We start from the raw sequence: 22777 nt of genomic DNA, 5'->3' as shown, positions 1-22777 counted from the left end.
AGCCTCGGTCTGCCAGAAAACTGTCAGCGCTTGGGCGATGGCGACGTCGATTGAAAATTCGGCGGCTTGGCTGAGGATCAGCCCAGCAGACCGGCTTCGCGCAGCGCCGTGCGCACCACGTCGTGGTAGCGCGCGTCGAGCGGCGTGAGCGGCAGACGGATGCCGCTTTCGATGCGGCCGAGTTCCTGCAGCGCCCACTTCACCGGAATCGGATTCGATTCGATGAACAGGTTCTTGTGCAGCGACAGCAGCTTCATATGGATCTCGCGCGCGGTCTTCGCGTCGCCGGCGATGGCGGCCTTGCACAGGTCGCTCATCTGACGCGGCGCGACGTTGGCCGTCACCGAGATATTGCCGTGGCCGCCCAGCAGCATCAGCGCGATCGCGGTGGGATCGTCGCCGCTGAAAATCTTGAAGCCTTCCGGCGCGTGCTTGATCAGGTGCGCCGCGCGGTCGATATTGCCCGTGGCTTCCTTCACGCCGACGATGCCCGGCACCTGCGCGAGGCGCAGGATGGTCTCGTTCGTCATGTCGGCGACAGTGCGGCCCGGCACGTTGTACAGGACGACCGGCAGATCGACCGCCTCCGCGATCTTCGCGAAGTGCAGGTACATGCCTTCCTGGGTCGGCTTGTTGTAATAGGGCACGACCTGCAGCGTGGCCTGCGCGCCGACTTCCTTGGCGTGCTTCGAGAGTTCGATGGCTTCGGCGGTCGAATTGCCGCCCGCGCCCGCGATGATCGTCATGCGGCCCGCGGCGTGCTCGACGGCCGTCTTGACCATCAGGATGTGCTCTTCGACGTTCAGCGTGGCGGACTCACCGCTCGTGCCGACCACGACGAGACCATCGGTCCCCTCTTGCGCGTGCCAGTCGATCAGTTTGCGGAACGCCGGCAGATCGAGACTGCCGTCTTCGTGCATGGGGGTGACGATCGCGGGAATGCTACCGCCGAGCGTAATGCCGTCCTGAGTGCCGTTAGCCATTGAAACGTCAGAAAAAAGAGTACGTTAAACCGCGATTGTAGCGGATTAGCCGGTCAGATCGTAACGCGGTACGGGTAGTACCTGAGTCGCAGCCCCGTTACCGGAATTTTCGGCCTGTTTTGCGTCCGACCCCGAACGCGGCGCAGCAGCAGATTTTTCCGCTTCGCGCACCGCGCAGATCCGCTGAACGAACGCCTCACGCGGTTGTGAGAGGAATCCGTCTTCGTAGGCGATTACGCGCAGTGCGGGCGCACAGATCGCCAGCAGCTCACCCGCCGCCAGCAGGAATGCGGGATTCGACGGTTTTCCGACCGTCTCGTTCCCTTGCGCGAAAGTTTCGTAAATAAGTACGCCGCCTGGCGCGAGCGCATCGATGAGCCGCGCCATTAGCGGACGATGCAGATAATTCGTGACAACAATGCCGGCGAAGCGCGCGTCGTCGGGCAGCGGCCAGGGCGCGCCTTCGAGGTCGCACTCTAATGCGCCGATGCCGGGCACGTCGCGCATCGTGGCAAGCGCCGCGCCGTCGCGGTCGAGCGCGGCCACCGGATGGCCGCGCTGCGCGAACCAGCGCGCGTGCCGGCCCGCGCCGCAGGCCAGATCGAGCACGGTGCCGCCCGGCGCGACGAGGTGCGCCCAGCGGCGCACCCAGGGCGACGGCTCGCCGAGCCCGTGCATGCCCGTCGCAGCGGGCGCGGACCCGAACTTGAGCGTCATCGCGTGCGCCTTAGTTGTACGAGAGGCCCATCGCCTCGCGCACGTCGCGCATCGTTTCCGTGGCGTACTTGCGTGCGCGGTCGCAGCCGTCGGCGACGATGGCGCGCAACAGCGACGGATCGTCCATGTACTTCTGCGCGCGTTCGAGCATCGGCTGCTGCTCGCGCAGGATGCCTTCGATCACCGGCTGCTTGCACTCCAGGCAGCCGATGCCCGCCGAACGGCAGCCCTTCTCCACCCACTGATGCGTCGGCTCGTCGGTGTAGACCTGATGCAGCTGCCACACCGGGCACTTGTCCGGGTCGCCCGGATCGGTGCGGCGCACGCGGGCCGGATCGGTCGGCATGGTGCGCACTTTCTTTTCGATCGACTGCGCGTCTTCGCGCAGCGCAATCGTGTTGCCGTACGACTTCGACATCTTCTGGCCGTCGAGGCCCGGCATGCGCGACGCCTCGGTCAGCAGCACCTGCGGCTCCGGCAGGATGATCTTGCGCGAGCCTTCGAGATAGCCGAACAGGCGCTCGCGGTCGTTCATCGACAGGCTCTGCGATTCGGACAACATCGCGCGCGCCTGTTCGAGCGCCTCATCGTTGCCTTCCTGCTGGTAGGCGTTGCGCAGCTCGTGATAGAGCTTCGAGCGCTTGCCGCCGAGCTTCTTCGCGGCCTCGTTGGCCTTCTCCTCGAAGCCCGGCTCGCGGCCGTACATGTAGTTGAAGCGGCGCGCCATTTCGCGCGCCATCTCGACGTGCGGCACCTGATCCTCACCGACCGGCACGAGCGAAGCGCGGTACAGCAGGATGTCGGCGGCCATCAGCACGGGATAGCCGAGGAAGCCGTAGGTGCCGAGATCCTTGTCGCGCAGCTTCTCGATCTGTTCCTTGTAGGTCGGCACGCGTTCGAGCCAGCTAAGCGGCGTGCTCATGCCGAGCAGCAGCGCCAGTTCGGCGTGCTCGGGCACCCGGCTCTGGATGAACAGCGTGGCCTGATTCGGATCGATGCCCGATGCGAGCCAGTCGATCAGCACGTCCCAGACGTTTTTCTCGATGACATCCGGCGTCTCGTAGTGCGTCGTGAGCGCGTGCCAGTCGACCACGCAGAAGAAACACGGGTATTCGGACTGAAGCCGGACCCAGTTTTTCAGCACGCCGTGGTAGTGGCCGAGGTGCAGCGACCCGGTGGGCCGCATGCCGGAGAAAATACGGTCTGGGAACATGATGTTATGAGAATAGCGATACGAGGGGACTGAGGATGACGTTCAGGGCCAGTTGACCGACCTGAACCAACGGATACATCCAGAAGCGCGTGAAAACGCCCGTCAGCATGAGCGCCATGACGATAAAGAAACCATACGGTTCAATCCGCATGAGCGCAATGTTCGCGCGCGGCGGCAGCAGGGCCGCCAGCACGCGCCCGCCGTCGAACGGCGGCAAGGGGAAAAAATTGAGCACGCAGAGGACGATGTTCACGGTCATGCCGGCGCGTGCCATCAGCAGAAAGAACGGCTCGTCGATGCCGATCACGCTCAGCGCGATCAGGAACACGCCCCACACGATCGCCTGCACGAAATTGCAGAGCGGGCCGGCGGCGGACACCCAGAGGCTGCCCCAACGCGGATTGCGCAGGCTGTTGAAGTCGATCGGCACCGGCTTGGCGTAGCCGAACACGAACGCGCCGCTCGTGAGCACGTACAGAATGAGCGGCATCGCAATCGTGCCGACCGGGTCGATGTGGCGCATCGGGTTCAGCGAGACGCGCCCGAGCACGTAGGCCGTGTTATCGCCGAGCAGGCGCGCAACGTAGCCGTGAGCGGCTTCGTGCAGCGTGATCGCGAAGATGACGGGCAAGGCGTAGACGGCGAGCGTCTGAATGATCGTGGCTTCCATGGCGGCGTATTGTAACAACGCGCTAGCGGCGCGCCGCACCGTGCGCGGCCGGATCGTCATCCAGATGCGCAACCTGGTGCGCGCGACGCCGCGAAAATGCCCGCCCTGCCCGCATGACCGGCATCACGCTTCTGCTTCCAGACCGAACGGCGCAAGCGAACCTCGGCCCGCGCGCACGAGCACCGGCTCCGCGCCGCTCAGGTCCACGATGGTCGACGGCTCCCACGGACACGCCCCGCCGTCGATCACCAGATCGAGCTGCTTTTCCAGCCGTTCGCGGATCTCATCGGGGTCGTTGAGCGGCTCGGTGTCGGGCGGCAGGATCAGCGTCGAGGCGAGCAACGGCTCGCCCAGTTCTTCGAGAATCGCGAGCGGAATCGGATGCCCCGGCACGCGCAGCCCGATGGTCTTGCGCGACGGATGCGAAAGGCGCCGCGGCACCTCCTTGGTCGCTTCGAGCACGAACACATACGGCCCCGGCGTCACCGATTTGATCAGCCGGTACTGGCGGTTATCCACCATCGCAAAATTCGCCAGCTCGGACAGGTCGCGCACCATCAGGGAAAGCAGCGCCTTTTCGTCAAGATGACGAATGCGGCGCAGGCGTTCGGCGGCGTGTTTGTCGTCGATGCGCGCGGCGAGCGCGTAGCTCGAATCGGTGGGCAGCGCGATCACGCCGCCGTCGCGGATGATCTGCACGGCCTGCTTGACGAGGCGCGGCTGCGGATTCTCTGGGTGAAGCCGAAAAAACTGTGACATGGCAGTAATCAGCTGACGAATTCAGAACGGACGAAACGGCGGACGGGCGGCGCGCAGGCGACGAGCAAGGCGCACACGTTATCGTAAAGCGTAGCGAACGGGCGAAGCAGACGTCGCGCGGCGGTACAAGGCGCGGACCGCGCGGCGGAAATAGCGAAAACGGGCCAGCGGGACCACGCGGTGCGCGCGGCCTAGAGCCAGCGCTCCCAGACGGGTTTGAGGTCGGAAGGCAGCGGCGGCAGCGTGCCCGGCTCGATGGCGTCCGGGCCTTTGGCGTGAAAGTCGGAGCCGCGCGAGGCCTCGAAGCCGAAGCGGCGCGCGACGGCGGCGTACTCGCCGTACTGGTCGGGCGTGTGGCTGCCCGTAACCACTTCGATGGCCTTGCCGCCGAAGTCGATGAATTCGCCGAAGAAGGTGTCGAATTCGAGCTGCGTGTAGTTGTAGCGGCCCGGATGCGCGACGACGGCCTCGCCGCCCGCAGCCTTGATCCACGAGACGGCATCGGCCAGTTTCGCCCAGCGATGCGCCACGTAACCCGGCTTGCCCTCGCCCAGCCAGCGCGAAAATGCATCCTGCGTGTTCTGTGCGCGGCCGGATTCGACGAGAAAGCGCGCGAAGTGCGTGCGCGAGATCAGGTCGGGATTCGAGACGTACTGGAGCGCGCCCGCGTAGGCGTCGGCGATGCCGAGTTCCTCGAGCCGTTCGCCGATCGCTTCGGCCCGCGCCGCGCGGCCGTCGCGCGTGCGCGCCAGCCCCTCGGCGAGCGCCGGACACGCGGGATCGACATGCAGGCCGACGATATGCACCGTGCGCGACGCCCACGTGACCGAAATTTCGACGCCCGAGAGATAGCGCATGCCGAGCGCTTCGGCGGCTTCGCGCGCCTCGCGCTGGCCGCCCAGCTCGTCGTGGTCGGTGAGCGCCCACAGCGTCACGCCGCCCGCCTTCGCCAGCTGCGCGACGGCAGCCGGGGCCATCTGGCCGTCGGAGACAGTGGAATGACAGTGGAGATCGGCGTTCATTGTGGGCGTCTTGAAAATGAAGCCTTATTTTACTGCAATGCGGCGAAGCCGTCCGGGCGCGCTCCGGCCTTGCTCAAAGCCGATTCAAGCGCCTTTCAAGGGGCGCAGAACGCCTCGATGAGACGCGCAATCGCCTCCGGTTGATCGTGATGGACCATGTGCCCGGCGTCGTCGATAAAGCGCTCGCGCCAGTCGGGAAACGCCTCGAAGCGACGCTTGAACTCCGCGATCGGCACCTTGCCCGCGATGCGCGCGAGCGTTTCCGAATCGGTGGCCTCGACGTGCAGCACCTTCGCACGCACCTGTGCCCAGATCGCCATGATTTCCTCGAGCCGGTAGAGCACGGGATTGATCATCTTGTGCGCCGGATCGCCGAGCAGCATGTAGCCCTCGCCCTGCGCGCCGCTCACCGGCTTCGACCAGTGCTGCGCGAGAAAGCGCGCCCGCGCGGGCAGTAGCCGCGGATTCGTTTTCGTGAGGCGCGCCGCCACGTCGTCGAGCGTCTTGTAGGGGCGCAGCTGCGGCGGCGCGCGCATTTCGTCGAGCCACTCGCGCACGCGGCCCGGCGCCTGTCTGGGCGTGGTCGCGGGCATGCCGAAGCCTTCGAGATCGACCACGCGACGCACCCGCTCGGGCCGCACGCCCGCATAGAGGCAGACCACGTTCGCGCCCAGGCTGTGCCCGACGAGATTCACCTCGCCCTCGGGCGCGTAGCGATCGAGCAGCGCGTCGAGATCGGCGAGATAGTCGTGGAACCAGTAGTTGCCGGCGCCGCGCTGCGCGACCGGCCAGTCCGACAGGCCAAAGCCGCGCATGTCCGGCGCGATCACCTGCCAGTCGCCGCCCAGCGCGTCGACGACGAACTGGAACGAAGCGGCCACGTCCATCCAGCCGTGCAGCATGAAAAGCGTGGGCGCGTCCTCGGCGCCCCAGCGGCGCACATGCAGACGGATGCCGTTCACGTCGACGAATTCGGATCGGGAAAGATTCATTGCGTTCGCGCAGAAAAACGAATGGTCGTTCGATTATATCGGCAGGTTCTGACAGATGGGGAGCCGATGTTTAGCGATCGGCGGCGGATTCGGCGGAGGATTCGGCGGCGGCTGGCGCGGCGTCCTGCGCCTTCAGCGTTTCGAGTTCGGCGTCGTCGAAGCCCGCCGAGCGGCGCGCCTCGAAGTTGAACGGGCCGCGCATCTTCGGCGCGTGATACTGCGCCGCGAGTTCGAGCCAGGCCGCGTGCGGATCGAGGCCGCGCGCCGCGCACAGCTGCCGGAACCAGTGGTTGCCGATGCGCACGTGCCCCACTTCGTCGCGCAGGATGATGTCGAGGATCGCGGCCGATTCGTCGTCGCCGGCCTGCTTCAGACGCGCGCGGATCGGCGGCGAGGCGTCGAGTCCGCGCGCTTCCAGCACGCGCGGCACCAGCGCCATGCGCGCGAGCACGTCGCCGCTGGTGCGCTCGCACATTTCCCAGAGGCCGTTATGCGCCGGGAAATCGCCGTAGACATGGCCGTAGTCCGCCAGCCGCTTGCCGAGCAGCGAAAAGTGATACGCCTCCTCCGCCGCCACCTTGAGCCAGTCGGCGTAGAAGTCCGCGGGCATGTCCGCGAAGCGCCAGACCGCGTCGAGCGCCAGATTGATCGCGTTGAATTCGATGTGCGCGAGCGCGTGCAGCAGCACCACGCGCCCTTGCGGCGTGCTCATGCTGCGGCGCTGAAGGCTGCGCGGCTCGACCAGATCCGGGCGCGCAGGACGGCCCGGCAAGTCAGCCGGGGCGCTCAGCGCGCAGTCGGCCTGCCAGTGCGTGACGCCAGGCGCCGCGCCGTCCTGGGCGAGCGCGTGGAGCGCAGTCACGGCCTCGGCCTTGGCGAGCGGATCGCATTCGCGCAACGCCGCAAGCGCGGCGGCACGCCAGTTGGCCTGTGGCGCGGCGGCATCGACGGGCAATTCGGCGCTGTCGCGCGCGGAGTCGGAAAATACGGAATTCATCGTCGAACGGGCAAAAAACGGCAAAAAAGCAGTCAAAACTGGCGATAACGAGGTTCAAACGCGTGATTCACATCGTGATCCAGTACAAGCGCGCGCCCGTCACACCACCCCGGCACACTCCGGCGGCCTCGCGTGCGAGGCCTGCCGCACGCTGCACGCGCCCCATGCCAGGCGGACTGCGCACGCAACCGTTTACAATACGCGATTCACCCGCCCTGCGCCGCCCGCGCCCGTTCGCGCGCCGCAGCCCCGCAAGACAAAAGGAGACGCAACACCGTGGCCATCTACAAGCTTGGCGAAGCCGCACCCACCATTCACGAAAGCGTGTTCGTCGCGGACAACGCGACCATCGTCGGCAAGGTCGAACTCGCCGAAGACTCGAGCGTCTGGTTCGGCGCGACGCTGCGCGGCGACAACGAGCTGATCTCGGTCGGCACGCGCAGCAATGTCCAGGAAGGCGCGGTGCTGCATACCGACCCCGGTTTCCCGCTCACGCTCGAAGCCAACGTGACGGTCGGCCATCAGGCCATGCTGCACGGCTGCACGGTCAAGGAAGGCGCGCTCATCGGCATTCAGGCGGTGGTCTTGAATGGCGCGGTGATCGGCCGCAACTGTCTGGTTGGCGCGGGCGCGGTGGTCACCGAAGGCAAGGTGTTCCCCGACAACTCGCTCATTCTCGGCGCGCCGGCCAAGGTCGTGCGCGAGCTCACCGAGGCCGACATCGCCGGCCTCAAGCGTAACGCGGACGTCTACGCGCAACGCCGCGAGTATTTCAAGGCGCAACTCGTGCGTATCGGCTGACGGCATCGGGCCGCCATGCCGCGCGAGCGCGCCGCACGCATCGAAACGAAGGAAAAGATTGTGAACGACCAGTTGCAGAAATTCATGTTCAGCGCCGCTCCGGTGCGTGGCGAGATCGTCTCGCTGCGCAACACGTGGCAAGAGGTGCTGACGCGCCGCCAGTACCCGGCGCCGGTGCGCACCGTGCTCGGCGAAATGATGGCCGCGTGCGCGCTGCTCTCCGCGAACCTCAAGTTCGACGGCACGCTGATCATGCAGATCCTCGGCGAAGGCCCGGTGCGCATGCTGGTCGTGCAGTGCAGCTCCGACCTCTCCATGCGCGCCACGGCGCGTCTGGCCGAAGGCGTGGAAACCGTCGCCGACGACCTCACGCTCGCGGATCTCATCAACGTGAACGGCCGCGGCCGCTGCGTGATCACGCTCGATCCGGCCAACAAGCATCCCGGCCAGCAGCCCTACCAGGGCATCGTGCCGCTCAACGGCGAGGAAGGCCCGCTGAAGTCGATCGCCGAAGTGCTCGAGCACTACATGCATCACTCGGAACAGCTCGACACGCGCCTGTGGCTCGGCGCGAACGACGACCGCGCGGTCGGCATGCTGCTGCAGAAGCTGCCCGGTGACGGCGGCATCGTGCCGCATCCGCACGAACTCGACGCCGACACGTGGGAACGCGTCTGCACGCTCGGCGGCACGCTCACGCGCGAGGAACTGCTCGAACAGGAGCCGGAAACGCTGTTCCGCCGCCTGTTCTGGCAGGAGAACGTGCAGCATTTCGAACCCGCCACCACGCGCTTCCTGTGCAGCTGCTCGCGCGAGAAGGTCGGTTCGATGCTCAAGATGCTGGGCCGCGAGGAAGTCGACAGCGTGATCGAGGAGCGCGGCCACGTCGAGATTCACTGCGACTATTGCAACCAGCGCTACGAGTTCGATCCCGTCGATGTGGCGCAACTTTTCGCCACGCCGGGGCTCTCAGAAGGAGTCTCTCCCGCAGCGGACCAGCGCCACTGAGCCACCGATTGCCTCCCCGGCTCATGGCGCACCGTCTCCCGCCACGGGGGACGGTGCGGCCGCGTAGCACGTTAGCGCCGCGCACATCATGAGCCGCATCAAGGATGCCGATTCGCGCCGCGCCCGCGCTGCTGCAAGTCAACGCGCCGGCATCCGACCGATAAAGGGAAGCAAGACGATGAGAACGAACCTCGGGGCTGCATTACCTGCCTTCGCGGCGCGCGCCCTGCGCCGCGCCAGAGCGCTGATCGCCACCACCACGCTGATGTCGCTGATGACAACCGGCGCGGGCGTGGTGCTGATGAGCGGCTGCACACTCGATCCGCCCGGCCCTTCGCCGATCTATAGCCGCCTGCCCGCCGATCAAACGGGCGCCACGGCCACGCAGCCGCAGGCCGGCCCCGCCCTCACGCCCGAGCAGCTGCGGCGCTACGACGAGATCGACCAGCAGGCGCTCGCTGAATCCGACCGCGCCGCGACCGCCGAAGCCGCCGCGCAAGCCTGGTCGCGCGCCTACACGCCGCCCGTCAACGTCTACGGCAGCTACTACAGCGGCGGTTGGGGAAGCGGATGGGGCACCGGAATCGGCTACGGCTATCCGGGCTGGGGTTGGTGATGCGCGTGCGCGCGTAAGCACAAGCGTAAGCGGGGCCGACGCAACACCACGCGGCAGCAAAAAAGCGCGGCATCCATCGGATCGCCGCGCTTTTTACATCGACGCCAGATATCGCGTCGATCGAGTCACCCAAGTCGCTCAGCCTGGCTTCTTCTTCGCATCCTTGCTGGCGTGCCCGTGCCGCTTCTCGGGCACGCGCGACACCGGATTCGGCACCACCTTGACGGGCGCCGCCGACATCTCGCCACGCGTCGACGTATTCGACGACCCCGCCGGCGTGGCCGGCAGCGGCTGATTCGGCGAAACGAACTGCACGAACACCTCGCCGTCCTTCACCATGCCCATCTCGTAGCGCGCGCGCTCCTCGACGGCCGCGGTGCCGTTCTGCAGATCCTGCACTTCGCCCGCGATGCGTTCGTTGCGCAGTTTTTCGTCGTCGTTCTGCTTTTGCTGCTGCGCGAGCTGCCCTTGCAGTTCGTGCACGCGCAACCAACCGCCGTGGCCCCACCAGAGCGGATACTGGATCAGCGCGAGCAGGATGATCAGGACGACAGTGACAAGCCGCATGGATGGTGCCGGATAAACATACGCCGCCCTGCGCTGAACGCAGGGCGGCGAAGAGGGATGACGAAGGGTGACAGCAAGGCTGCTGTCGCGTTCAGGTCCGCTTAGCGGAGGTTATAGAACGCCGACTTGCCCGGGTAGCTGGCGATATCACCGAGATCTTCCTCGATGCGCAGCAGCTGGTTGTACTTCGAGATACGGTCGCTGCGCGAGAGCGAACCCGTCTTGATCTGACCGGCGTTCAGGCCGACGGCGATGTCCGCGATGGTCGAATCTTCGGTTTCGCCCGAACGGTGCGAGATCACGGCCGTGTAGCCCGCGCGCTTCGCCATTTCGATCGCTGCGAAGGTTTCCGTCAGCGTGCCGATCTGGTTGATCTTGATCAGGATCGAGTTGCCGATGCCCTTCTCGATGCCTTCCTTCAGGATGCGCGTGTTGGTGACGAACAGGTCGTCGCCCACGAGCTGAACCTTCTTGCCGAGCTTGTCGGTCAGAATCTTCCAGCCTGCCCAGTCGCTTTCGTGCATGCCGTCTTCGATCGAGACGATCGGGAACTTGTCGGCGAGCGTTGCGAGGTAGTCGGCGAATTCGGCCGACGACAGTTGCAGGCCTTCGCCCGCGAGCTGGTACTTGCCGTCGTGGTAGAACTCGCTGGCCGCGCAGTCGAGCGCGAGCAGGACGTCTTCACCGGCGCGGTAGCCAGCCTTCTCGATAGCTTGCAGGATGGTCGAGAGGCATTCGTCGTTGCTGCCGAAGTTCGGTGCGAAACCGCCTTCGTCGCCGACGGCCGTGCTCATGCCGCGATCCGAGAGGATCTTCTTGAGCGCGTGGAACACTTCCGCACCGCAACGCAGCGCTTCGCGGAAGGTCGGCTGGCTCACCGGCACGATCATGAATTCCTGAATGTCGAGGCTGTTGTTCGCGTGCGCGCCGCCGTTGACGATGTTCATCATCGGGACCGGCAGTTGCATCGCGCCCGAACCGCCGAAGTAGCGGTACAGCGGCAGGCCGGCTTCTTCAGCAGCGGCCTTCGCGACGGCCATCGACACGGCCAGCATCGCGTTCGCGCCGAGACGCGACTTGTTGTCGGTGCCGTCGAGTTCGAGCAGGGTCTTGTCGAGGAAGGCTTGTTCCGACGCGTCGAGGCCCATGATCGCCTCGGAGATTTCGGTGTTGATGTGCTCGACGGCCTTCAGCACGCCCTTGCCGTTGTAGCGGCCGGCTTCGCCGTCGCGCAGTTCGATCGCTTCACGCGAGCCCGTCGACGCGCCCGACGGCACAGCCGCGCGGCCCATCGTGCCCGACTCGAGCAGCACGTCGCATTCGACGGTGGGATTGCCGCGCGAATCCAGAATCTCGCGACCGATGATATCTACGATTGCACTCATGGTTTCCTCAGGAAATGACAGTAATTCTTGCGAGACACACACCATCTGCTGGTCCGGCGAAGCGCGGTCTACGCGCTCGTGCGGGACACACCGTCACATGGGACAGGCGGCGCGGTCGTCGGGTTCAACTTGTTGCGGCGCGAGGGTTATACACTTTGTAACCGCTGCGCCGCCACGCTGCCTTGCACATCTGGCGCGGCGCGGTTCCCGTCCTGCGCAGCATGGCATCGCTTCATGACACCTGCTGCGCCGGCGGGCCGCTCGCCGCGGCTCCTCCATCGCGCCGCTCATGCAATCGAAGCGGCGCGCGATGCTACAGAACGGCTGGAAAAACTTCGCGATCGATCAACGCTCGCGATAAAGCCATACGACAAAGCGCACGGCGCGCATGAAGCGCGCCGGAGCCTTACTGCTTGAATCAGTTGAAGTCGTTCTCGAGGAACGGCGTGCGCTTGACCGCCTGGTCGAGCGTCACGAGCGTTTCGAGCAGGTCGGCCATGCGGTTCAGCGGCACGGCGTTCGGACCGTCGGACTTCGCTTGCGCGGGGTTCGGGTGCGTCTCCATGAAGAGACCCGCCACGCCCGTGGCCACGGCCGCGCGCGCGAGCACCGGCACGAATTCGCGCTGACCGCCCGAGCTGGTGCCCTGGCCGCCCGGCAGCTGCACCGAGTGCGTGACGTCCATCACGACCGGCGCCGCCGTCTCGCGCATGATCGCGAGCGAGCGCATGTCCGACACGAGATTGTTGTAGCCGAACGAAACGCCGCGTTCGCAAGCCATGAAGCGGTCTTCCGACAGACCCGCTTCACGCGCTGCGTCGCGCGCCTTGTCGATCACGTTCTTCATGTCGTGCGGCGCGAGGAACTGGCCTTTCTTGATGTTGACCGGCTTGCCCGAACGCGCGCACGCGTGGATGAAGTCGGTCTGACGGCACAGGAACGCCGGCGTCTGCAGCACGTCGACGACCGAAGCCACCGGGCCCACTTCCTCTTCCGTGTGCACGTCGGTCAGCACGGGCAGGCCGAGCTGGCGCTTCACTTCGGAGAGGATGCGCAGGCCTTCGTCCATGCCGAGACCGCGGAACGACTTGCCGCTCGAACGATTGGCCTTGTCGAACGACGACTTGTAGATGAACGGGATGCCGAGCTTAGCCGTGATTTCCTTCAGGCGGCCCGCCGTGTCGATCGTCATCTGTTCAGATTCGACGACACAGGTGCCTGCAATCAGAAAGAACGGCTTGTCGAGGCCAACCTCGAAACCGCACAGATTCATGCTTTCTCCTGGGCGCGCGACTGCTGCTGGTGCGCAACCGACGCTTCGACAAACGCCTTGAACAGCGGATGGCCGTCACGCGGCGTGGACGTGAATTCCGGGTGGAACTGAACGCCGACGAACCACGGGTGCATGTCGCGCGGCAGTTCCATCATTTCCGGCAGGTCTTCAGACGGCGTACGGGCGCTGATGATAAGGCCACCGGCTTCGAGCTTGGGCACGTAGCCGTTATTGACTTCATAACGGTGACGGTGACGCTCGTTCACGTCCTTGCCGTAGATTTCCGAAGCGAGCGTGCCCGGCTTGATCGGGCAACGCTGCGAGCCGAGGCGCATCGTGCCGCCCAGGTCCGAATCTTCCGAGCGCTTCTCGACCTTGCCTTCGCGGTCGGCCCATTCGGTGATGAGCGCGACAACGCGATCCGGCGTGTCCGCGTCGAATTCCGTGCTGTTCGCGTGCTTGAGGCCCACCACGTCGCGCGCGAATTCGATCACGGCCAGCTGCATGCCGAGGCAGATGCCGAGGTACGGCACCTTCGATTCGCGAGCGTACTGGATGGCCTTGATCTTGCCTTCGGTGCCACGACGGCCGAAACCGCCCGGCACGAGAATCGCGTCGAGATGCTTGAGGCTGTCCACGCCCTCTTCGTCGATCAGTTCCGAGTCGATGTACTCGATGTTGACCTTGGTGGAGGTCTTGATCGATGCGTGACGCAGCGCTTCGATGAGCGACTTGTACGACTCGGTCAGGTCGACGTACTTGCCGACCATGCCGATCGTGACTTCGTGCTGCGGATGCTCGAGCTTCTCGACCATTTCGGCCCACATCGACAGGTCGGCGGGCTTGGCGGACAGCTTGAGTTCGTCGCAGACGATCGAGTCGAGACCCTGGTCGTGCAGCATCTGCGGAATCTTGTAGATGCTGTCGGCGTCCCACACCGAAATAACGGCGTCTTCGGGCACGTTCGAGAACATCGAGATCTTCGAGCGCTCGTCGTCGGGAATGCGGCGGTCGGCGCGGCACAGCAGCACGTTCGGATAGATACCGATTTCGCGCAGCTTCTGCACGCTGTGCTGCGTGGGCTTGGTCTTGAGTTCGCCGGCCGTGGCGATGAACGGCACCAGCGTGAGGTGCACGAAGCACGCGCTGTTGCGGCCCATGCGCAGGCTCATCTGACGCGCGGCTTCGAGGAACGGCAGCGATTCGATGTCGCCGACCGTGCCGCCCACTTCAACGATCGCCACGTCGGGTTCGCCGCACGTCGCGGATGCCGCGCCGCGCTCGATGAACGCCTGGATTTCGTTGGTGATGTGCGGAATGACCTGCACCGTCTTGCCGAGATAGTCGCCGCGGCGTTCCTTGCGGATCACCGATTCGTAAATCTGGCCCGTGGTGAAGTTGTTGGCCTTGCGCATCTTCGTGCTGATGAAGCGCTCATAGTGGCCGAGGTCGAGGTCGGTCTCCGCTCCGTCTTCCGTCACGAACACTTCGCCGTGTTGAAACGGGCTCATCGTGCCGGGGTCGACGTTGATGTAGGGATCAAGCTTGAGGAGGGTGACTTTCAGACCGCGCGATTCGAGGATCGCGGCGAGGGAGGCGGCGGCAATACCCTTGCCAAGGGAAGAAACTACGCCGCCGGTGACGAAAACATATTTGGTCATCGCTGGATGCTCGCGGGAAAAACGGATTATACCGTAAAGCAAGGGCTAACCCTGAATTTTGAAAGAGCATCTTGCGAGACGGCGCGCGGCGCGAATGAAGCGTGCGCCGAATTGATCGTGCCCCGCCAGGCGGCGGCCGGCGGGTCTCTATCAGGCACGCGGCGAGGACGCGGGCCTAGCCGCCGTTATCCATCGCGTAGAGCATGCGCTGCACCGCGCGCGCGGTCTCGATGGGCCGCTCCATCGGATAGAGATGGCTGCCTTCGATCCACTCGAAACGCTCGCCCGCGATGCGCCGCGTGGCCCCGAGACCGACCTGCCTCACCTCCTTCGAATGCGTGCCGCCGACGAAGCTCACGGGCACCGGCGAGCCATGCGCGAGGCGCGTGCCGAAGGTGTGCGGCAGCGTGCGGTAGATGAGGTATTCGGTGCGGCGGTCGAAGGCCAGCGTACGCGCGCCGTCGGGCGAAGTCTGAGGAATGCCGAAGTCGATGTAGTCGGACAGCACGCGTTCGTCCCAGCGCGCGAACGCCGGCTTCGAATAGAAGTGGCGCCAGGCCTCGTCGCGGCTCGCCCAGTTCGTGCGGCGCGTGCGCGTGGCGGCGGCGGGCGACAGGCGCTCGTCGAGCCCGGTCCACTGCGAGACCCGCAGCATGCCGCTGCGCCAGCCCGCGATCACCGGCGAATCGAGCATCACCACGCCCCTCACCCACTGCGGCTTCCTGAGCGCCGCCATCAGCGAAAGATAGCCGCCGAGCGAATGGCCGACGAGCCAGACCGGATGCTCATAACGGCTGCCGATGTCCTCGATCAGCTGCTCGACGAGGTGCGGCCAGTCACGCGTGACGGGATAGCGTGCGTCGTGGCCGATGCGTTCGATATAGCGCAGCTCGTAGGTGTCGCCGAGTTCGGCGAAGAAGGTGCGATACGTCGAGGCCGGAAAGCCGTTCGCGTGGGAAAAATGGATGACGTTCTTCAATCTGTGTCTGTCTCCGTTTTGTCCGTTCTTGTTGGATTGTCGTTGTCGCTGCCGTTGTCGTTCGCACGTGGCGCGCGGCCCGCGGGCGCCGCCTTCGGATCGTCCATCCAGTAGCGCCGGCGCGTGTCGCGAAAGCGCTCGACCGTCAGCGCGCCGGGCGCGGCTTCGATGCGCGCCGCGCCGTCCCAGTCGCTGCGCGCGAGCGCGATGTGGCGCGCCGCATACCGCGCATAGACGCCGGGATAAGGATGATGAAAGCGATTCAGGAAGCCTACCTGAAATATCGCGACGAGCGGCCAGACAGAATCGAGGAACGGTTCAGTCGACGACGTGCGGCTGCCGTGGTGCGGCACGACGAGGATCTGGGCGCGCAGATTGTCGATGCCGCGGGCCATGAGGGTGCGCTCGGTGCGGGCCTCGATGTCGGCGGCGAGCAAGGCCGCGACAGCGTTACCTGGCGCGGGCGCGGCGAGAGGCGTTCCGGCCGTCGTCACGCGCAGCACGCAGCAATGCGCATTGGGTTTCCCGCCGAGCGGCCCGGCGTCGGGCCAAAGCACCTCGAAGGTCACGCCATCCCACTGCCAGCGCTGCCCTGCGGCGCACTGCACGACTTGCGCCCCGCGCGTGCGTGCGCTCGCCCACAACGGATGCGCGGGCAGAATGCCGGCCACGAACTGCCGCACCGGCAGCGCATCGAGCACGGCCTGCGCGCCGCCCGAGTGATCGGAGTCGTCGTGGCTGATCATCAGCATGTCGAGACGCGTCACGCCGTGCGTCTGCAGATAAGGAACGACGAGCCGCTCGCCCGCATGCGTGGACTCCGGCCCCGGCCCGGCGTCGAACAACAGCGTGTGGCGCGCGGTCTCGACCAGCACCGAAGTGCCCTGCCCGATATCGAGCGCCGTGAGCCGGAACGCACCGTCCGGCGGCCCGCCCGGCGACGGCGCGAGCAGCGGCAGCCACGTGAACGGCGCGAGCCAGCGCAACGGCCAGCCGCGCGGCGCCAGCATCCACGCGACGCCGACCGCCGCGCACGCCAGCGCCCAGCCGGACGGCTGCGGCAACCGCAACAGCGCCCACGGCAGACCTTCGAGCGCGCCGAGCGCCATCGCGAGCCGATCGAGCAACGCGTGCGCGGCGTGCAGCGCGAAGGCGTCGAGCGGCGCAGGCAGGACCGCGCCAGCGAGCACCGTCGGCGTCACCAGCATGCTGACCCACGGAATCGCGAACGCATTCGCCAGCGGCCCGATCAGCGGAATCTGCAAGAACCAGTACGCGGTGAGCGGCGCGAGCGCGAGCGTGACCGCCCATTGCACGCGCGCGCCGTCGTGCAGACGGGCCGCGAAGCGTCGGGCGGCGCGCCGCCAGCGTTGCCGGTCGACATATGAAGCCAGGCGCCCGCGCCTTGCCTCGGACGCCGCGTCGTCCTTATCACGCATCGGATCGATTTCGTCGGGCGTGGGTTCGGCGTCGTCTTCGCGACGCACGCGCGGCGCGCCGCTCGCCGCATACAGAATGGCCCCGACGGCGCAAAACGACAGCCAGAAACCCGGCGCGGTCACCGCCCACGGATCGTGCAGCAGCACGAGCCCGAGCGCCCACGCCAGCACGTGCGAGCGCGACACCTCACGCGAACCCAGCAGCGCCAGCGCCGCCACCGCGAGCATCCAGAGCGCGCGCTGGACCGGCACGTTGAATCCGGCCAGCGCGGCATAGGCCGCGCCCGCGCACAGCGCCCCCGCCAGCGCGACCTTCTGCGCGGGCACGACGAGCGGCGCCTCGACGCCGCGCCAGCGCGCGCGCCGCCAGATCGCGCCTGCGAGCCAGCCCACGAGCCCGGCGACAAACGCGAGATGCAGCCCCGAAATCGCGACGAGATGACTCGTGCCCGTGTTGCGCATGAGCCGCCAGTCGGCGTCGCTGACGTCGTCCTGTGCGCCGGTCGCGAGCGCCACGACGATGCCGCGATGCGGCGCATCCGCCAGCACCGCGCCGATCCGCGCGCGCACCGCCGCCCGCCTTTGCTCGATCGCGATACCGATGCCCTGCGCATCCCGAGGCAGTCTCTGCGCATGGGCGGCATCGCTGACGTAACCGGTCGCGCGCACGCCTCGCGCGAGCAAGGCCGCTTCCGCATCGCGCAGATCGAAATTGCCCTCGCCGTGCGCCGGTTTGAGCCGGACCGTCAGCCGCCAGCGCGCGCCGGGCACGAGCGGCGGCACGGGCGCGTCGCGCGCGATCCAGTTCAATTGCAGCAGACGCGGCGGATGCAAGGCGCTCGCGGCCCGCTCGCGCCCCGGCCACGATTCCACCGCAAAGAGAAAGCGCGCCGAACCTTCGCCGAAGGCGGGCATGCGCGCGATATACCCCATTACGTCAACGTCACGCGTCTGCCAGGCTTGGGGCAGCGTTTCAGCGAGACGGATTTCCGCGCGCCACACCGCGTAACCGAATCCGGCGCACGCCGCGGCGATCCCAACCGCCGCCCATCCCGCAAACGGCCAGACGCGCCCGCGCGCGCCCCGCTGCAATAACCACGTACCGCCGATTGCCGCGCCGACCATCAACGCGATCAATCCGCACCACGCAACGCGTCCCGGCAACGCCGCCTGCTGTTGCAGCGCGATCACGCCGAGCGCGAATCCGCACCACACCGCCCGCATAGCGCCTCCGCGAAACGGCGGCGCGAGGCTTCAGCAAAACCCGCCGTTTCGCGCGCCACCCATGCGGAAATTATGCAGACGAAAGCGCGAGCCGCGGCAGCGCAGCCGCAGCGTTAGCCGTCGTGCCAAGGGCGATATCCTCGGGCGCCACGCCCCGCAAGGCCGCGAGCACGGCGCCGATGCGCGGCACCTGGTCCGGCGTGTTGCGCTGCTTGTAGAGCCAGGACGGCGAGATATCGGGCGCATCGGTTTCCATCACGATCGCGTCGAGCGGCAACTGCTCCGCGAGTCTGCGGATCTGCAATGCGCGCTCGAAGGTCAGATTGCCGCCGAAACCCAGATGCATGCCCTGCTCGATAAACGCGTGCGCCTGCTGAAAACTGCCGTTGAACGCGTGCGCGATGCCGCGCTTCACGCCGTTCCGACGCAGCCCCGCGAGCACCTGATCCTGCGACTTGCGCACATGACAGATCGCAGGCAAATCGAACTCGCGCGCGAGCTTCAGCTGCGCGTCGTAGATGAATTGCTGACGCTGCGCGTCGAGCCCCGGCACGAAAAAATCGAGGCCGATCTCGCCGATGCCCACGAACTTCGGATCGTCGAGGCTCGCTTCGATTTCGGCGCGCAGCGCGTCGATATCCTCGTCGCGCGCCTGCGGCGTATAAAGCGGATGGATCCCGAGCGCGTAGACCGCGCCCGGCGTGCGCCGCGCGAGCGCCCGCACGGTTTCGAAGTTCGCGCGCGCCACCGCCGGAATCACGATGCGCGTCACGCCCGACGCCTGCGCTGCCGACGCCACCGCGTCGCGGTCCGCGTCGAACTCGCCGGCGTCGAGATGGCAATGCGTGTCGATCCACATGGTCAGGCGCTCCGTCGATAAACACCCAAAAACAAGGCCCGCGAATCGCGCGGCCAAACAGCGACGCAACTCGCGGGCCCGAGGCGTCGCGCATGGCGACGCCCGTTGCTGCGCGCCTAGACCGGCAGAACCGGCTCCTCGTGCAGCATGCCTTCGCGCAGGCGCACGATGCGGTCGCAGCGCGCCGCGAGATCGGGATCGTGCGTGACGATCACGAAGCTCGTCTGGAACTGGTCCGAGAGTTCGAGCATCAGGTTGAACACCGTGTCCGCCGTGCTGCCGTCGAGATTGCCGGTCGGCTCGTCGGCGAGCACGCAGGCGGGCTTGGTCACGAGCGCGCGCGCAATTGCCACACGTTGACGCTCGCCGCCCGACAGTTCGCCCGGACGATGACGCGCGCGATGCGCGAGGCCCACGCGGTCGAGAATCTCCAGCGCCTCGCGGCGCGCATCCTCTTGCGGCATGCGGCGGATGCGCAGCGGCATCGCCACGTTGTCGAGCGCCGAGAATTCCGGCAGCAGATGATGGAACTGATAGACGAAACCGAGCGCGCGGTTGCGCAGATCGTTGCGGTCGCGCTCCGAGAGTTCGGTGAACGGCTTGCCGAGCAGCTTCACGTTGCCGGTGCCCGGCTCGTCGAGACCGCCGAGCACGTGCAGCAGCGTGCTCTTGCCCGAGCCCGACGCGCCCACGATCGCGAGCTTTTCGCCGCGCTTCACGGAGATTTCGGTGTCGTGCAGCACCTGCACGGAGAGCGCGCCCTGGCCGAACACTTTCGAAATGCCGTGCGCCTCGATCACGTACGGATAGTCGCTTGCCACGCCGCTCATGATGTTGTTCTTTGCTTGACGATCATTCATAGCGCAGTGCCTCCGCCGGTCGAACCTTGGCCGCGCGCCAGCTGGGGTAAAGCGTCGCGAGCGCGGACAGCACGAACGCAATCAAACCGATGCGGATCACATCGCCGGCGACGAGTTCCGAAGGCAGTTCGCTGATGAAGTAAACCGAGGGCGGCAGGAACTGCACGCCGAGCAGATGCTCGATCATCGGCACGAGCCACGGAATGCTCCACGCGATCAGGCAGCCGAGCGCGACGCCAATCGCCGTGCCCACGAAGCCGATCGTCACGCCCTGCACCACGAAGATCTTCATGATCGAGCCGGGCTGCGCGCCGAGCGTGCGCAGAATGGCGATATCGGCCTGCTTGTTGGTCACCGTCATCACCAGCGACGACACCAGATTGAACGCCGCGACCGCGATGATCAGCGTGAGGATGATGAACATCATGCGCTTCTCGATCTGCACGGCCGAGAACCAGGTCTTGTTCTGCTGCGTCCAGTCGCGAATATAGAGGTCGCCCGAGAGCGTATGCACGAGTTGTCGCGCGACCGCCGGCGCGCGCTGCATGTCCTTCAGGCGCAGCCGCACGCCGCTGGGCGCGGCCAATCGATACAGCACTTCGGCGTCGCGGATGTTCACGAGCGCGAGCGTGCTGTCGTACTCGTAATGCCCCGATTCGAACACGCCGACCACGGTGAACTGCTTCAGGCGCGGCAGCATGCCCGCGGGCGTGATGGTGCCTTCGGGCGCGACGAGCGTCACCTTGTCGCCCTTCGTCACCCCGAGATTCACGGCCAGATCGGAGCCGAGCACGATATTGAAGCTGCCCGGCGTCAGATCGTTCATGGTGCCGATCTTCATTTCCTTGCCGATATCCGAGACCTGCGGCTCCTCCGACGGCTCGACGCCGCGCAGCGCCACGCCGTTCACGCTATCGCCGCGCGTGAGCAGCGCCTGGGCGTCCACGTAGGGCGCGGCGCCGATCACTTCGGTATTGGTCTTGGCCTCTTTCGCGGTCAGTTTCCAGTCGGGCATCGAACCGGTGGGCGAGAAGATTTCGATGTGCGCGAGCACCGAGAGCATGCGGTCGCGCACGTCGCGCTGGAAGCCGTTCATCACCGAGAGCACGACGATCAGCGCCGCCACGCCGAGCGCGATGCCCGACATCGAGATCAGCGCGATGAAGGAGATGAAGCCATTGCCGGTCGTGCGCTTGCCGGCGCGTGTGTAGCGCCAGCCTATCTGCCATTCGTAGGGAAGTTTCAAGCGAATCCTTTAAAGCGTCTGCGTTGCGCGGGCTCTGGCGCGCGGAGTGGTGTCGATGGCGGCGTCGATGCGGATGCGTCGATCCTTGCGCCGCCCGATTTCCGTGCCGGACCATGCCGACGATCAAGCGCGAAGTTTGCCACACTACGGCGGCGTCACGGACTTTGCGCCGTCGCGGGCCGCCGCCGTCGGCCCTGTCCGTTGGATGCGGATTCGGCGCGCAGGTGCCCGCCCAAACGGCCGATCGCCGATAAGTGACTGATTCGTATGGCGTCGCGCGCCAAACCGGGCCGAAACGCGCGCGCGACGCGCCGTCCGCCGCGCCCAGCAGCCGCGAGCGCCGAAGTACAATGCGCACCATGCCTGTCGACCGCCTCCATCTCCTCGTGCCTTTCGCGCTGCCGTCCGCGGCTGTCGCGCCCACCGCCCTCGCCGGCCTGCAGTTTCCCGCGCTCTCGAAGCTGGTCGCGCGCGCGACGCTCGGCGACCAGGTGATCGGCGAGGATTTCCAGCGCACGCTGCCGCACGAGCGCTGGGTCGCGCGTCAGTTCGGCGCGCTCGGCGGCGATGCCGCGAACGGGAAGACGAACGCCAACGGCGCCAGCGCCGACGACGAAGCCCCGCTCGCGCCCTGGATGCTGCTCGCCGACGGCGGCACACCCGGCGACGCCACATGGGCCTGCATCCAGCCCGTGCACGTGCGCATCGCGCACGATCACCTCGTGCTGATCGATCCGGCCTCGCTCGAACTCGCCGACGCCGACGCCGCCACGCTCTACGCCATCGCCAAACCGCTGATCGAAGAACTCGGCGTGCGCGTCGAGGCCCCGACGCCGCAGCGCTGGTATCTGTCGAGCGACCAGTTCGGCACGCTCGCGGGCGCGTCGCCGCTGCGCGCGAGCGGCCGCAACATCGAAATCTGGCTGCCGCACGAAGCGCATTCGGGCCAACGCTCGCGCGCGTGGATGAAGGTGCAGAACGAGGTGCAGATGGCCTGGTTCGAGCATCCGGTCAACGAAGCGCGCGAGGCGCGCGGCCTGCCCGCCGTCAACTCGATCTGGTTCCACGCGCAAGGCGCGCTGCGCCCCGTGCGCAAGCCGTTCGCACACGTGCAGTCGGATGCCGCCGCGACGCGCGGTCTCGCGCTCGCCTCGGGCGCCGCGCTGAGCGCCGCGCCGGCCGATTTCGCCGCGCTGAAAACCACGCTCGACGGCGCGAAGAACGGCACGCCAAACGGCGCCACGCTGGTCGAACTCGATCCATTTTCGGCGGCCTATATCCAGCAGGACTGGTTCCGCTGGAACGCGGCGTTCGCGCAGATCGAGCGCGACTGGTTCGCGCCCGCGCTCGCTGCGCTGCAGGCGGGCGAGCTGAACCAGCTCGACGTCACGCTCTGCGGCGACACCGGCTCGGTCACGCTCGCGCTCACGCGCGGCGACCTGCGCAAATTCTGGCGACGCCGCGAGTTCGCGTCGCTCTTTATCGAATAATTTCCGAAGTCGTCCG

Annotated in this window: 21 protein-coding genes; 4 read left to right on the top strand and 17 right to left on the bottom strand. The window is 66.5% G+C overall.

Features of this window, described 5'->3' with window-relative positions; all coding sequences use genetic code 11:
- Positions 1–77: 77 nt before the first annotated feature.
- The 8 genes from dapA to LDO54_RS27265 all read right to left on the bottom strand — a co-directional run bounded on the left by dapA (position 78) and on the right by LDO54_RS27265 (position 7353).
- Positions 78–983 (bottom strand): 4-hydroxy-tetrahydrodipicolinate synthase, encoded by a 906-nt coding sequence (gene dapA / locus LDO54_RS27300; protein WP_224013851.1) that lies wholly within the window; start codon positions 981–983, stop codon positions 78–80.
- Between the two features lie 45 nt (positions 984–1028).
- On the bottom strand, positions 1029–1700 hold the full coding sequence (locus tag LDO54_RS27295; protein WP_224013849.1) for a class I SAM-dependent methyltransferase: 672 nt from the start codon (positions 1698–1700) through the stop codon (positions 1029–1031).
- A gap of 10 nt (positions 1701–1710) precedes the next feature.
- A complete protein-coding gene (locus LDO54_RS27290; protein ID WP_224013847.1) occupies positions 1711–2913 on the bottom strand; it encodes a tryptophan--tRNA ligase in 1203 nt (400 codons plus the stop codon).
- Positions 2914–2917: 4 nt separating this feature from the next.
- Complete coding sequence (locus LDO54_RS27285) at positions 2918–3583, bottom strand: site-2 protease family protein (RefSeq protein WP_224013845.1); 666 nt, start codon at positions 3581–3583, stop codon at positions 2918–2920.
- Between the two features lie 123 nt (positions 3584–3706).
- Complete coding sequence (locus LDO54_RS27280) at positions 3707–4342, bottom strand: L-threonylcarbamoyladenylate synthase (protein ID WP_224013843.1); 636 nt, start codon at positions 4340–4342, stop codon at positions 3707–3709.
- 191 nt (positions 4343–4533) lie between these two features.
- Positions 4534–5364 (bottom strand): 3',5'-nucleoside bisphosphate phosphatase, encoded by an 831-nt coding sequence (locus tag LDO54_RS27275; RefSeq protein ID WP_224013841.1) that lies wholly within the window; start codon positions 5362–5364, stop codon positions 4534–4536.
- A 95-nt stretch (positions 5365–5459) separates the two neighbouring features.
- Complete coding sequence (locus LDO54_RS27270; RefSeq protein ID WP_224013839.1) at positions 5460–6356, bottom strand: alpha/beta fold hydrolase; 897 nt, start codon at positions 6354–6356, stop codon at positions 5460–5462.
- A 70-nt stretch (positions 6357–6426) separates the two neighbouring features.
- Positions 6427–7353, bottom strand: a complete 927-nt coding sequence (locus tag LDO54_RS27265) for a ferritin-like domain-containing protein (protein WP_224013837.1) — start codon at positions 7351–7353, stop codon at positions 6427–6429.
- 276 nt (positions 7354–7629) lie between these two features.
- Between LDO54_RS27265 and LDO54_RS27260 the strand changes: the two genes are divergently transcribed.
- From LDO54_RS27260 to LDO54_RS27250, 3 genes are all read left to right on the top strand, one after another.
- A complete protein-coding gene (locus LDO54_RS27260) occupies positions 7630–8154 on the top strand; it encodes a gamma carbonic anhydrase family protein (protein ID WP_224013835.1) in 525 nt (174 codons plus the stop codon).
- A gap of 60 nt (positions 8155–8214) precedes the next feature.
- Positions 8215–9162, top strand: coding sequence for an Hsp33 family molecular chaperone HslO (hslO, locus tag LDO54_RS27255; protein WP_224013833.1), 948 nt, complete (start codon positions 8215–8217; stop codon positions 9160–9162).
- Between the two features lie 265 nt (positions 9163–9427).
- Positions 9428–9778, top strand: coding sequence for a hypothetical protein (locus tag LDO54_RS27250; protein WP_224013915.1), 351 nt, complete (start codon positions 9428–9430; stop codon positions 9776–9778).
- A gap of 138 nt (positions 9779–9916) precedes the next feature.
- Here LDO54_RS27250 and ftsB read toward each other — a convergent pair whose 3' ends face one another.
- The 9 genes from ftsB to LDO54_RS27205 form a co-directional block, all read right to left on the bottom strand.
- Positions 9917–10345, bottom strand: coding sequence for a cell division protein FtsB (ftsB, locus tag LDO54_RS27245; RefSeq protein WP_224013831.1), 429 nt, complete (start codon positions 10343–10345; stop codon positions 9917–9919).
- Between the two features lie 101 nt (positions 10346–10446).
- Entirely contained in the window at positions 10447–11730 is a 1284-nt protein-coding gene (eno, locus tag LDO54_RS27240) for a phosphopyruvate hydratase (protein WP_224013829.1), read from the bottom strand.
- A 418-nt stretch (positions 11731–12148) separates the two neighbouring features.
- Entirely contained in the window at positions 12149–13003 is an 855-nt protein-coding gene (kdsA, locus tag LDO54_RS27235) for a 3-deoxy-8-phosphooctulonate synthase (protein ID WP_027814924.1), read from the bottom strand.
- Entirely contained in the window at positions 13000–14664 is a 1665-nt protein-coding gene (locus LDO54_RS27230) for a CTP synthase (protein ID WP_224013827.1), read from the bottom strand. Before LDO54_RS27230 ends, kdsA begins: the two co-directional genes overlap by 4 nt.
- A gap of 175 nt (positions 14665–14839) precedes the next feature.
- On the bottom strand, positions 14840–15643 hold the full coding sequence (locus LDO54_RS27225; RefSeq protein WP_224013825.1) for an alpha/beta fold hydrolase: 804 nt from the start codon (positions 15641–15643) through the stop codon (positions 14840–14842).
- Entirely contained in the window at positions 15640–18306 is a 2667-nt protein-coding gene (locus LDO54_RS27220) for a ComEC/Rec2 family competence protein (RefSeq protein ID WP_224013823.1), read from the bottom strand. The genes LDO54_RS27225 and LDO54_RS27220 overlap by 4 nt, the downstream gene beginning before the upstream one ends.
- Before the next feature lie 70 nt (positions 18307–18376).
- Positions 18377–19165, bottom strand: coding sequence for a TatD family hydrolase (locus LDO54_RS27215; protein WP_224013913.1), 789 nt, complete (start codon positions 19163–19165; stop codon positions 18377–18379).
- Positions 19166–19281: 116 nt separating this feature from the next.
- Positions 19282–20025 (bottom strand): lipoprotein-releasing ABC transporter ATP-binding protein LolD, encoded by a 744-nt coding sequence (lolD, locus tag LDO54_RS27210; protein WP_224013821.1) that lies wholly within the window; start codon positions 20023–20025, stop codon positions 19282–19284.
- Complete coding sequence (locus LDO54_RS27205; RefSeq protein WP_224013820.1) at positions 20018–21271, bottom strand: lipoprotein-releasing ABC transporter permease subunit; 1254 nt, start codon at positions 21269–21271, stop codon at positions 20018–20020. The genes lolD and LDO54_RS27205 overlap by 8 nt, the downstream gene beginning before the upstream one ends.
- Positions 21272–21621: 350 nt before the next feature.
- Here LDO54_RS27205 and LDO54_RS27200 point away from each other — a divergent pair, with 350 nt between their 5' ends.
- Positions 21622–22761: a regulator gene (locus LDO54_RS27200; protein WP_224013818.1), complete on the top strand. Its 1140-nt coding sequence runs from the start codon at positions 21622–21624 to the stop codon at positions 22759–22761.
- The last annotated feature ends 16 nt before the right edge of the window (positions 22762–22777 follow it).

This window comes from Paraburkholderia tropica (genome assembly GCF_914484835.1).
GTDB lineage: Bacteria > Pseudomonadota > Gammaproteobacteria > Burkholderiales > Burkholderiaceae > Paraburkholderia > Paraburkholderia tropica_A.
This window is presented reverse-complemented; position numbering and strand designations above follow the sequence as displayed.